Genomic DNA, 14,821 nt, shown 5'->3' on the forward strand with positions numbered 1-14,821 from the left:
CCGTCGATGAGCGCGCCGGCGCGCAGCCTGAGCTACGACGAGGCGCTCGCGGCGATTCTCGATCAGGTGCCGCGGCGCACACCGGCCCTGGAGTTCGTGCCGCTGGAGCAGGCGCTAGGGCGCGCGCTCGCGCAGGACATTACGAGTCGGGTGGCCCTGCCGCCCTGGGACAATGCCGGTATGGACGGCATCGCCACTCGGCGCGCCGATGTGGTGGGGGCTCGTGCCGATGCCCCGCGGGTGTTGCCGCTGATTGGTGCGAGTGTGGCGGGGAGTGATCCGACGCAGCTCCCGTGGGTGCAGCCGGGCACCGCGATGCGCATCATGACCGGCGCGCCGATGCCCCCGGGCGCGGATGTCGTGATTCGCGTGGAGGACACGCGGCGTGAGGGCGACACCGTCGTGGTGCTCGATGATCGGGACGCGCAAGGTCGCGCCAACGTGCGCCCGCGCGGCGAGGATATCGAGCCCGGCCGTGTGGTGTTCACCGCCGGCACGTCGCTTCGCGCCTCGCATCTGGGGGCCTTGGCGGCGATCGGGCTGGCGGCGGTGCCGGTCTATCGCCGGCCGCGGGTGACGATCGTATCGAGCGGCGACGAACTGGTGCTTCTCGACCGCTTCGACGAAGTGGAGACCGGGTCGCGCATCGTGGCGTCGAGCAGCTACGCGCTGCCGGCGTTGCTGCGCAGTGCAGGCGCCGACGTAACCATGGCGCCGCTGGTGCCGGACACGTTGGAGGCCCTCACCGACGCGCTGCGCGCCGCGGTGGCGTCCTGCGACCTGCTGATCACGACCGGCGGCGTGTCGGTCGGGGAGCACGACTACACGCGCGACGCTCTGGCGGCGATCGGCGGTGTGCAGCGGTTCTGGCGGGCCCGCATCCGCCCCGGCGGCCCGATCGGCACCGGAATGATCGGCGAGGTGCCGTGGATCGGCCTTCCGGGCAATCCAGTGTCCACCATGGTGACCGGCTCGCTCTTCGCCTGGCCGCTCATCCGCCAGCTCGGTGGCCATGCCACGGTGTGTCACGTGAAACTCCCGGTGCGCATGTGCGATGCCGCCGAAACGCCGGCGCCGCTGACGTACTTTCTGCGTGTCGCCCTGTCGGCCGGCGCCGATGGCGTGCTGGAAGCGCGCCTCTCCGGCGGTCAGGGCTCCAACCTGCTGCGTTCCATGGCGCTGGCGGATGCGCTGCTCGTCGTCCCCGAGTCGCAGTCCCGCGTTGACCCCGAGAGTCTGATGCACGCCATCCTGTTGCCCGATGCGCCACCGCTCGTGGCCCGCGCATGACCGACGCGACGCCGTCCCTGCCGAGCTACGCGCATCTGGCCGACCTGCACGGTGAGGCCCTCGACGCCGCTCTCGCGCGGGGCTTCACCGTGGCGACCGAGGAGGTCACGATCGGCGTGGGTCCGACGGCGCGCACCGTCGTGCTGCACAAGCCACAGAATGCGGATCATCTGATCACCGAATCCGACTACGTGGTTGACGAGCGCCTGCCCTATTGGGCCGATCTCTGGCCGTCGGCGCGGGTGCTGGCGCATGCGCTGCTCGCGGAGGCCGGGGCCGGGCGCCGCCTGCTCGAACTCGGCTGCGGGCTCGGGCTCGACACCGTCGCCGCCATGGCGGCGGGCTTCACCGTCACGGCGACCGACTACTACGAGCAGGCCATCCACATGACGCGCGCCAATGCCGCGCGGAACCTGGGGCTCGAACCGGCGGTGCGGATGGTGAACTGGCGCCATTGGCCCGAGGACCTGGGGCAGTTCGATGTGGTGATCGCCGCCGATGTGCTCTACGAGAAGGAGTACGCGACGCTCGTGGCCCAGTGCCTGGCCCGCGCGCTCGCGCCCGATGGCGAAGCGATCATTGCCGATCCGGGGCGACTGGCACTGCCCGCCTTTCGTGACGCCCTCCCCACGAACGGGCTCGAGCTGGTGCGCACCGACACCGTGCCCTACAGCGACCATGTGGTGAAGCAGCAGGTCCAGCTCCTGCGCATCCGCCACGCGCACCGCTGACCTGTCGCGGCGGCGCGGCGGGGGCGCGGGACGGCCCCGGCAGCCGTGGGCGTGCGACAGCACCTGTCGCCCCTGGTCCACAGTTTTCGGTGTCCGACGGGGGATTTTCCTACGGTTCAGGCTGGCACGACCCTTTCAGTAGGAAGGGGCATGCGTCAGCCCATTCGTCGGACCTCATGGCTTCGTGCCCCGCTCGTCGTGGTGGCGATGTTCCTGCTCGCCCTGCTGGCCCTCTACCCGGCCGCGACCGTGCGCGCCCAGGCGGCGCCGGTGGCCACCGCCGCGCGGCCGGATACGGTTGATGGCGAAGTGTCCGACGTGGTGCTCAAGGGGAAGCAGCTCGAAGTCGTGTACCGCAACACCGGCACGGTAGCCACCGCGCTGCTCGGTGAGCTGCAGGTGCGCACCGAAGACGACTCCCTCGTGGCGACCGTGCCGATCGTGGAGTCGGTGCGGATTGAAGCCGGCAAGCGTCAGGTCTTCCGCGTGCCGATGCCCACGCTGCCGCCGGGCAAGTACACGCTCTACGCAGTGATGGACTTCGGCGGCGCCGAGCTGACGGCCGCACAGGCGGCGCTGGAGATCCGGAAGTAGTTCGGCGGGGGGCGGTCCGGTTGGCACCACTGCCACCGGGCGGTAGCCTTGGGCATGCCTTTCCGTGCCCTGCCCCGCATCCTGCTGCTCGCCAGTCTCGCCTGCCCCGCGATCGTCGCCGCGCAGGGAACCACGCTCCCGCGTGACACGACGTCGCGCCCGCCCGCGGATGCGCCGTATCGCTCGTCGCGCCTGAGCGCCGCGGCGCGCGCGCAGGACCTGCTGCCGCGCATGACGCTCGCCGAGAAGTTCTGGCAGCTGTTCATGATTCCCGGCGATCGCGACGACGCGTCGCACGACTACAGCGCCGGCTCCTTCGGCCTGCAGATCAACCTCCCCGCCGGGATGCGCGCCGACGCCGCGCGATCCGACACCCTGGCCGCCGATCGCGTCGCGCGAGCGCACACGCAGCGGATCAATGCGCTACAGCACTACTTCGTCGATTCGACGCGCCTGGGCATCCCGCTGCTCCCGTTCGAAGAAACGTTGCACGGCCTTGGCCGCGAAGGGGCCACGACCTTCCCGCAGGCCATCGCGCTCGCGGCCACGTGGGACACCGCCCTCGTCGCCCGCGTGGCCGGCGCCATCGCCGACGAAGCCCGCAGTCGCGGGATCCGCATGTCGCTGTCGCCGGTGATCAACATCGCGAACGACGTGCGTTGGGGGCGCGTGGAGGAGACGTACGGTGAGGATCCCTACCTCACCTCCGCCATGGGGCGCGCGTATATCGGCACGCTCGAACGTCGCGGTGTTGTGGCGACGCCCAAGCACTTCATCGCCAATGTCGGTGAGGGCGGGCGCGACAGCTACCCGATCGAATTCAGCGAGCGCCTGCTGCGCGAGCGCTACTTCCCGCCCTTCGAAAGCGCCGTGCACGACGCGGGCGCGCGGAGCGTGATGAGCGCCTACAACTCGGTGGACGGCTCGCCGGCCACGCAGAATGCGGCGCTGCTCACGAGCTGGCTCAAGCGCGAGTGGCGCTTTCCGGGGTTCGTGATCTCCGATGCCGCCGCGACCGGCGGCGCCACCGTGCTGCATCACACCGAAGCGAGCACCGCCACGGCGACCCGGCACGCACTGGAAGCCGGACTCGATGTGATCTTCCAGTCGAGCTACGAGCAGCACCGGCCGTACCTCAATGCCTTCCGGAACGCCGGGATCGCACCGCAGATCATCGACAGTGCGGTAGCGCGCGTCCTGCGCGTGAAGTTTGCGCTCGGTCTCTTCGATGCACCGTATGCGGATCCCGACTCTGCGGCGGCCGCCGCGCGCTCCCCGGCCCATGTGGCGCTGGCGCGCGAAGCGGCCGCGAAATCGCTGGTGCTGTTACGCAATGCCCGCGGCCGGCTGCCGTTGGCGCCGACTGTACGCCGCATTGCCGTGATCGGGGGCGATGCCACCGAAGCGCGCGCCGGTGGGTATTCGCCACCGGGCGCGCGCCTGGTGAGCATCGCCGACGGTCTCCGTGCGGGCGCGCCGGCCGGCAGCACGGTGCGCGTGCTGCGCGGGGTTCCACGGCTCGCGCGCGATCTCGCGGTGATTCCGGCCGCCCAGTTCCGCACGCAGCGTGACGGGAAGTCGGTCGCCGGACTCACCGGGGAGTACTGGCCGAACATCACGCGCGATGGCGCGGTTACGCTCACGCGGGTGGACGCGAACGTGGACTTCCAGTGGACACTCAATTCCCCCGGGCGCGGCATTCCGTACGACTGGTACTCGGCGCGATGGACCGGCACGCTCACGGTCCCGGCGACGGGTGCCCGAACGATCGCCGTGGAAGGGAACGACGGCTATCGCCTCTGGATCGACGACACGCTGCGCATTGATCGCTGGCAGAAGGCGAGCTACGGCACGCAGCGCGCGCGCCTCGCCCTGCGCGGCGGCAGCACGCATCGGGTACGCCTCGAGTACTTCGAAGCCACCGGCAATGCCCGCCTCAAGCTGCTGTGGGATGCCGGCGTCACCGATACGCAGGAGCGCGATATCGCCGAGGCCGTGGCCGCCGCGCGCTCGAGTCAGGTGGCGATCGTCGTGGCGGGCATCGAGGAGGGGGAGTTTCGGGATCGCGCCAAGCTCGGCCTCCCCGGTCGCCAGGAGGAGCTGATCCGGCGCGTGGCGGCGACCGGTACGCCGACCGTGGTTGTGCTGGTGGGCGGCAGCGCCATCACGATGCCCTGGCTCGAGCAGGTCGATGCCGTGGTGGATGTGTGGTATCCCGGTCAGGCCGGCGGCCATGCGGTGGCCGACATCCTCTTCGGCCGCGTGATTCCTGCGGGTCGCCTGCCGCTCACCTTCCCCATGCACGAAGGGCAAGTGCCGCTCTACTACGCGCACAAGCCCACGGGGCGCGGAGACGACTACCTCGATCTCACCGGGCATCCGCTCTTTCCGTTCGGCCACGGCTTGAGCTACACCACGTTTGCCTATCGTGAGCTGGCCGTGGATGTCCGCCCCAAGGGCGACGCGGTGGCACTCCGCGTGACCTTTACCGTCACCAACACCGGGCGCCTCGCGGGCGATGAGGTGGTACAGCTCTACCTGCACGACGTGCTGGCCAGTGTGGCGCGGCCGGTGCAGGAGCTGATGGGCTTCGCCCGCCTCTCGCTCGCGCCGGGCGCGACACAGCGCGTGTCGTTCGACGTGCGACGTGATCAGCTGCGCTTTCTTGATGCGTCGATGCGGCTCGTGGATGAGCCGGGGACGTGGCGCATCATGGTGGGGGCGTCGAGCCGGGATATTCGGCTGCGGCAGGACGTCGCGCTGCCTTGAGTGGGGTTGAGCTGATCGCACAGAGGGCACAGAGTCACAGAGAACACTGAGGCGCGCTCCGGATGGTTTCGGAGCGCGCCTCAGTGTTCTCTGTGACTCTGTGTGCTCTGTGCGAGCAGTTCCCAGCAAGTCTTCTCAGCTCACCGCAGCCGGCTGCGAGACAAGCCGCGCCGCCACCACCTCGGAGATATCGAGCACCGGCACCTCCTTCCCTGCGCCAGTGACGCCGTCGGTGATCATCGTCATGCAGAACGGACACGCCACCGCGATCTGATCGGCACCCGTGGCCAGGAGCTCCTCGGTGCGCTCGACGTTCACGCGCTTGCCGGTGTTCTCCTCCATCCACATGCGGCCACCGCCGGCGCCACAGCACAGGCCGCGGCTCTTGGTGCGCGCAGGCTCCACGAGTTCCACGACCGGCAGCGCCTTGCGGAGCGTATTGCGCGGGGCGTCGTAGACGTCGTTGTAGCGGCCGAGGTAGCACGAGTCGTGGTACGCCACCTTGAGGCGCTGGCCATGCTCGGTATCGAGCGGCACGCGACCGGACTCCAGCAGGCGCTCGATGTACTCGGTGTGGTGAATGACTTCGTAGTGCCCGCCGAGGTCCGGGAACTCCTTCCCCATCTGATGGAAGCAGTGCGGACAGAAGGTCACCACGGTCTTCACGTCGTAGCCGTTGAGCGTTTCGATCACGCCCTTGGCGAGCATCTGATACAGATACTCGTTGCCCATACGGCGCGCCGGATCCCCATGGCAGGTCTCTTCCTGGCCGAGGATGGCAAACTTCACATCGGCCGCCTGCAGAATGCGGGCGAAGGCCACCGTGATCTTCTTGGCGCGATCGTCGAACGAGCCGGCGCAGCCCACCCAGAACAGGATGTCGGGCTTCTCGCCACTCGCCGCCATTTCCGCCATGGTGGGGATGTTCATCCCCTCCGCCCACTTCTCGCGATCGGAGGCGCTGAACGCCCAGGGGCTGCCGTTGCGCTCGAGGCTCGTGAGCGCCGGCTGAATCTCCTCCGGGAAGCGCGACTCCATGAGCACCAGGTCGCGACGCAGCTCGTTGATGATCTCGAGCTGGTCGATGCTCACCGGGCACTCCATCACGCAGGCGCGGCATGAGGTGCAGGCCCACAGCTCCTCTTCGGTGATCCAGCTGTCGAGCAGCTTCTTGTCGAGGACCGCCGTCTGCTCTTCCGTGGCCGTCCCACCCGCCGCCGCGACGGCGTCGAGCACGCTCGCCTTCTCGGTGAGGCGCGCGCGCGTCTTCACCACGATCATGCGCGGCGACAGCATCTTGCCGGTGATGTTCGCCGGGCACGCCGCCGTGCAGCGGCCGCACTCCGTGCAGGAGTAGCCATCGAGCAGGTTCTTCCACGACAGATGCTCGACATCCGACGCGCCGAACTGCTCGGCGTCTTCGGCCTCGAGATCCATCGGCTTCATGGCGCCCACGCGCCCCGGGCCGCTCGTGTTCGAGAACCAGACGTTGATGAGCGACGTCAGCACGTGCAGGTGCTTCGACTTGGGCAGGTGGTTCAGGAACCACAGAATGCCCAGGGCGTGCAGCCACCAGCTCACCCGCGCCATCACCTCGGCGGTCTCGGCGCTCATGCCGCTGAAGAGCGGCAGGAGCAGGCCGCTGATCACATGGCCGCTATGATTGGCGCCGGGCTGCATCCCTTCGCCAACGAAGAGGAGCAGCAGCGTGATCATCAGCCCGGCAATGACGCTCAGGATGAGGACCGCCTCGCCGCTGTGCACCGCGTCCACCGTGAAGCGGCGCGGCTTGATCACCAGCCGGCGGTACAGCAGGTACCCCACCGGCAGGAGCACGAAGACGGCGAAGATCTCCTGCGAAAACACGAACATCGTGTACAGCACGTCCGGCAGGAGCATGCTCCAGGTGAAGGGCGTGTACAGCCCCTGGATCATGATCTCCACGGTACCGAGGCCCAGCACGCAGAAGCCCCAGAACACCAGCGCGTGCATCATGCCGCCCAGCGGATCGCGCAGGATCTTGGTCTGCGCGAGCCCGATCAGCAGGAAGTTCCGGGTGCGAACATCCGGGTGATCGGTGCGATTCTCCGGCTTCGCCAGCTTGAGCCAGCGGACCAGCCGCTGCGCCTGCTGTGAGAACATCCACAGGGCGCCGGCGAGGATCACCGCAAAGACGGCATTCTGCACACCCATCCGGTCAGCCCTGTGCCTTGGCGGCCTTCACCGCGGCGGTCAGCGCCGGCATGATCTCGAACACGTCGCCCACGATGCCATAGTCGGCGACCTTGAAGATGGGCGCGTCCTTGTCCTTGTTGATCGCGACGATCGTCTTGGACGTGCGCATGCCGGCGAGATGCTGAATGGCGCCGGAGATGCCGACCGCGATGTACAGGTTCGGGCTCACATTGCGCCCGGTCTGTCCGATCTGATCCGAGTGCGGACGCCAGCCTTCATCGGTCACCGCACGCGTCGCACCGACCGCCGCGTTGCCGAACGCTTCCGCGAGGTCTTCACACAGCTTGAAGTTCTCGGCGGCCTTGAGCCCACGGCCACCAGCCACGACCACCGGCGCGTCGCCGAGATCGATCTTGCCGGTGTTCCCCTGCTTGAGCTCCACCACCTTCACGCGCGACGCCGACGGATCGGTAGCCGACGTGATGGCTTCCGTTGCCAGCGGCTTCGCCGCAGCGGCCGGCTGGAACGCCGACGGACGCACCGAGAGAATCGCCGGCGTGCCCGCGAGGGCCAGCGTGGCGATCGTCTTGCCGTTCATGTTGAAGTGCTGGCCGTGCACGACCCCGCCCTCCACCGTGAACCCGGTGAGATCGGCCGCGAGCCCCACGCCACACTTGGCGGCCACACGCGGCGAGAGATCACGTCCCTGCGCGGTCGCACTGAACAGCGCGTACCCGTAGGTGCCGCTGCCGAGCCGCTGCGCGAGCGTCGCGGCGAGCGCTTCCGGGTTGTACTGCGTGAAGCCGGCATGTTCGAGCACGAGCACACTGTCCGCGCCATGCTCGGCGAGTGCACCGGCCTTGGCCGAGATGCCCGCCGCACCAGCGAGCACGGCGTGCACACTGCCGCCACCCGAGAGATCAGCGAGCGCACGCGCCGCCGTCACCGCCTCGAGCGCCACCTTGCGCAGCTCACCGCCACGCACTTCTGCGAATACGAGAACGTTGGCCATGGGTCAGAGCACCTTCGCTTCGGTCTGGAGGAGGCGGACGAGCTCCGGCACCGCGGCCGCGCTGTCACCCAGAATGCGACCCGCCGCGCGCTCCGGCGGCAGCGCCATCTTGGCCACCGTCACCTTCGCGTCGCCGAGCTGCGCCGGCTTCACATCGAGTTGCTTCTTCTTGGCGGCCATGATCCCCTTGAGGCTGGGGAGGCGTTCCTTGTTGAGCCCGTCGTCGATCGTGAGCAGCGCAGGGAGCGGGAACTCCACCACTTCGCTGGCCCCTTCGAGCGCGCGTTCCGCGCGACCGCTGGTGCCGCTGATCTCGAGCTTGAAGACGTTCGTCACGCACGGCAGGTCGAGGAGCTCCGCGACCATCGGGCCCGTCATCTGATTCATCGAATCGATGGCGATGCGCCCGAAGAGCACGAGATCGTAGCCGCCGTCCTTGAGCTCGGCCGCCAGGGCGCGGGCGATGGACAGGCCATCGGCCGGCACGGCCGCCGCCTGCAGCAGCACGCCGCGATCGGCACCCATCGCGAGCGCCTTGCGGATCTGCTCCTGCGCCGCGTCGGGGCCGAGGCAAATCGCCACCACCTCACCGGCGTTGTTGTTCTTTTCCTTGAGCTGCAGGGCCGCTTCAATGGCCCACAGGTCGAAGTCGTTGACGTCGTACTTGAGCCCCGTTTCGTCCACACGCGTGCCATCGGCCGCGATCGCGAACTTGGTTTCCATCACGGGGACGCGCTTGATGCACACGGCGATCTTCACCGCGGTCGCTCCGTCAGAAGTCAGGTGGGAAAGGAACTGCCGAGGGGAAGCTAGGGAGGGGTACGGGCCGCCACAATGCGACGGTGCCGTCATATTTGCAAATCCGGACGACCCCTGTCGAAGGGACCGTCCGGATTTCTCAGAACTTAACTAACCCCTGGCCCGCCATCAATAACGAGCGGGCCAGATCCAGCGTTGGCCCGCGGCGGGGCTCACTTGAAGGCGTTCAGGCCGGTGAGCGCCTGGCCCAGGATGAGCGAGTGCACGTCGTGGGTGCCTTCGTACGTGTAGACGCTCTCCAGGTTCGCCATGTGGCGCATCGCCGAGTACTCGGCCAGGATGCCGTTGCCGCCCAGCAGGCGCCGCGTCTCGCGGGCGCAGTTGGTCGCGATATCCACGTTGTTGCGCTTGGCCAGCGACACCTGCACCGGCGTGAAGTTGCCGGCATCCTTGAGGCGCCCGAGGTGCAGCGACACCAGCTGCCCCTTGGTGATCTCGGTCAGCATGTCGGCGAGACGCACCTGCTGGATCTGGAAGCCGCCGATCGGCTTGTCGAACATCACGCGGCTCTTCGCATAGCTCACCGCTTCCTCGAGGCACGCCATCGCGGCGCCGAGGACGCCCCAGCTGATGCCGTACCGCGCCTGCGTCAGGCACATGAGCGGGCTCTTGAGCCCCTTCGAGTTGGGGAGAATGGCATCGGCCGGCACGTGCACGTCGGTGAGCACGAGCTCCGACGTATCGCTCGCGCGGAGGGAGAGCTTCCCCTTCTGGTCGCGGGCCTGGAAGCCGGGCGTGTTGGTCGGCACGACGAAGCCGCGAATCGACGTGTCGTCGGTGCTGTCGCCAGTCTTGGCCCAGACGATCGCGATGTCGGCCTTGGAGCCGTTCGTGATCCACATCTTGGCGCCGTTGATGATCCAGCTGCCATCCGCCTGCTCGCGGGCGCGCGTAATCATGCCCGAGGGATTGGAGCCGAAGTCGGGCTCGGTGAGGCCGAAGCAGCCGATCAACTCGGCCTTCGCCAGCTTGGGGAGCAGGGTGCGTCGCTGCTCCTCGCTGCCGAACGCAAAGATCGGATACATGACCAGGGCGCCCTGCACCGATGCGAACGAGCGGATGCCCGAGTCACCGCGCTCGAGCTCCTGCATGATCAGGCCGTAGGCCACGCTCGACAGCCCGGCGCACCCGTACTCCTCGGGGAGGTTCGCTCCGAGGACGCCGAGTTCGGCGAGCTCGGGGATCAGCTCATCCGGGAAGCGCCCCTGCACGTAGCAGTCGCCGATGATCGGCAGGACCTTCTCGTTGACGAACGCGCGGATGGTGTCGCGAATCGCGCGCTCTTCTTCCGTGAGGGCCGCATCGATGTTGAAGAGATCGCCCGGATGCGCGGTCAGTTCGACCGAGGGGAGCGCCGGAACAGCGGCGGCAGTGAGAGCGTCGGTGGCCATGGTCGGAGCAGCAGAGGGAACGGGGCGACATGCCCCGGCATGATCTCAAAAATGTAGTCGGCGCGTATGGCTGTGCTCGTCTACCGAGCCGGAATTCGGCGAAAGACGGGGGTAATTCCACCCTTATGAACAGCCGAATCGAACCGCACATTATCGCACGTTCATTTCGTCCGCCACGGCTTTGGGCGGACCTCGTGCTCCTTTTTGCGGATTGTTGCCATGCTCACCGTTCCCCGCGCACTGATGCGCCACCGAGCGCCGCGCCTCCAGGCGCCGCGCTCACGAATGCTCCCCACCCTGCGAACCTCGCGGCGCTGGCTCGCAGCGCTGGGCGCGGCGCTGCTCACGGCGTGTGGCGGCGGGAGCGATGCCGGCCCCACGAATACCACGCAGGGGAGCATCAGCATCAGTGGCTCCGGAAGCACGTCGCTGACCATGGTGCGCGGTTCCACGCAAACGTCCACCATCACGATCATCCGTTCGAACTACACCGGACCGGTGACGCTCGCGGTCCAGGGGCTGCCGACGGGCGTGACGGTGGACTTTGCCCCGGCCACCGTGCCGAGTGGGTCCACGTCGAGCACGATCACGGTGACGGTTGGCGCCACCGCAACGCCGGGGACTTACACGATCACGGCGACGGCGAGCGGCACGGGGATCGCCACGGCATCGCTCCCGTTCACGCTCACCATTCCCGCGCCGACGATCACGGTGACCGCCGGGAGCGGCACGAGTTCCGTCACACAGGGGCAGACCGCCTCGGTCCCCATCACGATCACGCGTGGCGGCGGCTACACCGATGCCGTCACACTCACCACGGGACAGTTGCCCACCGGCATCACGGCGGCGTTTGCGCCGGCCAGCCTGGGCACCGGCGTCACGGCCAGCACGCTGACGTTCACCGCGGCGACCAACGCCACCCCCGGGACGTATCCGGTGGTGGTGACGGCGGCCGGCACCGGCGTCACCTCGCAAACGGCGACGGTGAATCTGACGGTGACGGCGTCGAGCACGCCCACGATCTCGGTGTCGGCCGCGCCGGCGGCGTTGTCGGTGCAGGCGGGGCAGAACGGCACCAGCACCATTACGATCACGCGCAGTGGCGGCTTTGCCGGTGATGCAGCGCTGACGGTTACGGGCGCGCCCACGGGTACCACGGCGACGCTGTCGCCAACGACCCTCTCGGCGCCGAACACCGGGAGCACGCTGACCCTCGCCGTGGGGGCGAACACGACGCCGGGGCTCTACAACCTCACGGTGACGGCCGCAGGGACAGGAGTGGCGAACGCCACGGCCACCGTCGCGCTCACCGTGACCGCCGCGCCGTCGATCACCATCTCCACGGCGCCGAACGCGGTCACGCTCGCGCAGGGCGCCAGTACCACCAGCACCATCACGCTCGCGCGCACGAACTTCACCGGTGACGTGGCGCTGGCGGCGACGAATCTGCCGACGGGCGTGACGGCCGCCTTCGCGCCAGCCACGCTCAGCGGCGCCACGCTCCAGAGCACGCTGACGCTCACCGCCGCGGCGGGTGCGACCCTTGGCGCGCAGACCATCACCGTGACCGCGACCGGCACGGGTGTGAGCAGTGCGACGGCGACGATCGGTACGACCGTCACCGCGGCGCAGGGCTTCTCGCTCGCCGCCACCGCCGCGAGCGCGGCGCAGGGGGGCAACGCGACCAGCACCGTCACGATCACGCGCACAGGTGGCTACGCGGGCGCGGTGACGCTGTCGGCGAGCGGACTGCCGAGCGGCGTGACGGCGAGCTTCGCGCCGAACAACACCACCGGGAACAGCTCCACGCTCACGCTGGCCGTGGCGGGCGGAGCCACCGCCGGTTCCTTCCCGATCACCGTGAGCGGCGCCGGCGCGGGGCTGACGGGGGACGGTGTCGACCTCGCTCACCCTGACCGTCACCGCGAGTGGCGGCGGATCGGGCAATGTGAACTGGACGTTCTGCGCGAGCGATCGCTTCCCGACCTGGTTCGCGGTGCAGAATGGCACGAGCGGGAGCTGGACCACCATCACGCCCACCGGCAGCAGCACGCGCGTGTACAACTTCTCGGTGTCGTCGGTGGGTGGCGTGGCCTATGCCATCGCGCGAAGCGGCGGCGGGACGGATGTCACCGTGCAGTACGGCACCGCCACCGAGTTCACCAACTCCGGCGCGCAGGAGTGCACCACGAACAAGGCGCGTCAGAATCTGACCGGTACGGTCGCCGGGTTGGCCCTCGGCACCAACACGGCGACGATCGCCCTCGGCAACGTGAGCGCGTCACCGAGCGCCAACGGCCCGTACACCATCACCAACGGTCCACTCGGCACAACCGATCTGGTGGCAGTGCGCAGCGCGATCAATCTCACGACCTTCACCTCCCAGCCCGACCGCGTAGTGTTCCGGCGGAATGTGAATTACACCTCCACCATTCCGGCCATCGACTTCGGCACGGAAGGCGTGGCCCCGGCAAGCGGGACGTACACGATCACCAACCTCGCGGGCGAGAACTTCACGCAGGCCGCGGCGATCTTCACCACGGCGAACGGGTCGGCCGGATCCTTCTCGTCCGTGAGCATCAGTGGCGCGGCGGCGCTTACGGTGTACGGCATCCCGAACAGCCTGCTGACCTCAGGCGATCAGCATCTGGTTACGGTGTCGGCGATGAACTCGTCGGGCTCGACCATCAGCTCCTATCGCTCGGTCCTGCTCTACAATCAGCAGATCGCGAACCGGTCCGTCACGCTCGGGGCCGCGGCACCGGCGCTCACGCCCGCGTCACTCGGGTCCTCTCCCTACGTGCGGTTCAGCGCGTCCGGCACCTGGAGCAGCGAGTATGGCGACGCGCTGGGCATCGGATACACCCAGTCGACCACGGGTAGCAATTCGTGGACGGTCACGATGACGCGCGGCTACACCGGCGCCTCGAGCAGCTGGACGATGACCCTCCCCGATTTCAGCGGCGTGAGCGGATTCCAGACGAGCTGGGGACTGGCGTCGTCGAGCACCAACTGGGCGTTCACGCAGACCGGCATCGTGAACGGCTTCAACAGTGGGACTGGCAAGTTCGATGAAGGCGCGCTCGTGAAGCTCGCGTCGCGCAGTGGCACCGTCTCACCGTAACACCGGAGAGCGGAGTCACGACCACGGCGCCGTCATCCTTCGGGATGGCGGCGCCGTGTGCATTGGATCAGACGATCTGCCGGCGCTTGCGTTCGAGCGGCGTCACGTCACGTCGTGCCGCGGGGGTAATCCCCACCTCGCGGCACTTCGCACGAAAATCGGGGCCGTGATCGACGGGGCGCCCGGTCTCGTGTTGCCACTGATGCACCATCTCGTGCAGCAAGGTATGCATCGCCTCGCGCCAGCCGTGCTTGGCAATGTGCTTGCGCGACATGACGATCTCGGACGGCGTATGCCGCGATCCGGGATCGAAATGGCCGAGCCGCGTGGCCATGCGTCCCGACAGACGAATCGGGATGGCGCGCAGCGCGTTGCTGAACCACTCGGCGTTGAGCTGCCGATGCGCTTCCGTGAGCTGGGCGATCAGCGCGACGTCGCCCGGACGGGCCGGTTCATCGCGACGCGCCGCCGGCGCCCGCTCCACGTCGTGCGCCAGGATGACGTCCTTGGCCGCTGCCCGTTCGTGCTTGTTGCGCGCCACCGCAAAGGCCACGATGGCGCGCAGCACCGATTCAGGCGCTTCGGCGTACCCTTCGTGCACCCGCAGCGTTCGACCGATGAGCGACACCATCACCGTGCGCGTGCGCATCAGGACGAGCGTCTCCACACCGCGCAGCCCCATCTCCTGCAGGCGGCTGAAGAGCACCGCCGTGCGCGCGCGGATGGCGGTGCGGCCGATGGCCCGACGTTCGTCCGGCGCTTCGCGCGGTGGCGGCGTGACGACCAGCGACGGCGCTGGTGCGGATGGCGCGGCCGACGACGTGGCGGGAGACGCAGAGGCCGGCGCCGCGAGCGGCGCCTCCTCGAACCCGAACAACCCGAGCTGCATCTCAATCGCCATGGCGGCGAAAGATGA

General features: G+C 68.5%; 13 protein-coding genes. 5 read left to right on the forward strand and 8 right to left on the reverse strand.

Annotated elements, in window-relative coordinates; genetic code table 11:
• Positions 1-6 precede the first annotated feature (6 nt).
• The 4 genes from K2R93_13540 to K2R93_13555 all read left to right on the forward strand — a co-directional run bounded on the left by K2R93_13540 (position 7) and on the right by K2R93_13555 (position 5,384).
• Positions 7-1,290 (forward strand): molybdopterin molybdotransferase MoeA, encoded by a 1,284-nt coding sequence (locus K2R93_13540; protein ID MBY0490859.1) that lies wholly within the window; start codon positions 7-9, stop codon positions 1,288-1,290.
• The gene (locus K2R93_13545; protein ID MBY0490860.1) at positions 1,287-2,021 is read left to right on the forward strand and encodes a methyltransferase domain-containing protein; all 735 of its coding nucleotides are present in this window, start codon (positions 1,287-1,289) and stop codon (positions 2,019-2,021) included. The genes K2R93_13540 and K2R93_13545 overlap by 4 nt, the downstream gene beginning before the upstream one ends.
• A gap of 150 nt (positions 2,022-2,171) precedes the next feature.
• Positions 2,172-2,615 (forward strand): hypothetical protein, encoded by a 444-nt coding sequence (locus K2R93_13550; GenBank protein MBY0490861.1) that lies wholly within the window; start codon positions 2,172-2,174, stop codon positions 2,613-2,615.
• A 54-nt stretch (positions 2,616-2,669) separates the two neighbouring features.
• Positions 2,670-5,384: a glycoside hydrolase family 3 C-terminal domain-containing protein gene (locus K2R93_13555; GenBank protein MBY0490862.1), complete on the forward strand. Its 2,715-nt coding sequence runs from the start codon at positions 2,670-2,672 to the stop codon at positions 5,382-5,384.
• Positions 5,385-5,519: 135 nt separating this feature from the next.
• Here K2R93_13555 and K2R93_13560 read toward each other — a convergent pair whose 3' ends face one another.
• The 7 genes from K2R93_13560 to K2R93_13590 all read right to left on the reverse strand — a co-directional run bounded on the left by K2R93_13560 (position 5,520) and on the right by K2R93_13590 (position 12,490).
• Entirely contained in the window at positions 5,520-7,571 is a 2,052-nt protein-coding gene (locus tag K2R93_13560) for a (Fe-S)-binding protein (protein ID MBY0490863.1), read from the reverse strand.
• A 10-nt stretch (positions 7,572-7,581) separates the two neighbouring features.
• On the reverse strand, positions 7,582-8,571 hold the full coding sequence (locus K2R93_13565) for an electron transfer flavoprotein subunit alpha/FixB family protein (protein ID MBY0490864.1): 990 nt from the start codon (positions 8,569-8,571) through the stop codon (positions 7,582-7,584).
• A gap of 3 nt (positions 8,572-8,574) precedes the next feature.
• Complete coding sequence (locus tag K2R93_13570; protein MBY0490865.1) at positions 8,575-9,330, reverse strand: electron transfer flavoprotein subunit beta/FixA family protein; 756 nt, start codon at positions 9,328-9,330, stop codon at positions 8,575-8,577.
• 212 nt (positions 9,331-9,542) lie between these two features.
• Positions 9,543-10,781, reverse strand: coding sequence for an acyl-CoA dehydrogenase family protein (locus K2R93_13575; GenBank protein MBY0490866.1), 1,239 nt, complete (start codon positions 10,779-10,781; stop codon positions 9,543-9,545).
• A 623-nt stretch (positions 10,782-11,404) separates the two neighbouring features.
• Positions 11,405-11,560, reverse strand: a complete 156-nt coding sequence (locus K2R93_13580; GenBank protein ID MBY0490867.1) for a hypothetical protein — start codon at positions 11,558-11,560, stop codon at positions 11,405-11,407.
• A 12-nt stretch (positions 11,561-11,572) separates the two neighbouring features.
• Complete coding sequence (locus tag K2R93_13585) at positions 11,573-11,986, reverse strand: hypothetical protein (protein MBY0490868.1); 414 nt, start codon at positions 11,984-11,986, stop codon at positions 11,573-11,575.
• Between the two features lie 39 nt (positions 11,987-12,025).
• Positions 12,026-12,490 carry a hypothetical protein gene (locus K2R93_13590; protein MBY0490869.1) on the reverse strand — a complete coding sequence of 155 codons (465 nt, stop codon included), beginning with the start codon at positions 12,488-12,490 and terminating at the stop codon, positions 12,026-12,028.
• Positions 12,491-12,675: 185 nt separating this feature from the next.
• On the opposite strand from K2R93_13590, the gene K2R93_13595 reads away from it, so the two are divergent.
• Complete coding sequence (locus K2R93_13595) at positions 12,676-13,905, forward strand: hypothetical protein (GenBank protein MBY0490870.1); 1,230 nt, start codon at positions 12,676-12,678, stop codon at positions 13,903-13,905.
• 67 nt (positions 13,906-13,972) lie between these two features.
• Here the strand turns inward: K2R93_13595 and K2R93_13600 are convergent, their stop codons facing one another.
• Entirely contained in the window at positions 13,973-14,806 is an 834-nt protein-coding gene (locus K2R93_13600) for a SprT-like domain-containing protein (GenBank protein ID MBY0490871.1), read from the reverse strand.
• Positions 14,807-14,821 lie beyond the last annotated feature (15 nt).

It is taken from the genome of Gemmatimonadaceae bacterium (assembly GCA_019752115.1).
Lineage (GTDB): Bacteria > Gemmatimonadota > Gemmatimonadetes > Gemmatimonadales > Gemmatimonadaceae > Gemmatimonas.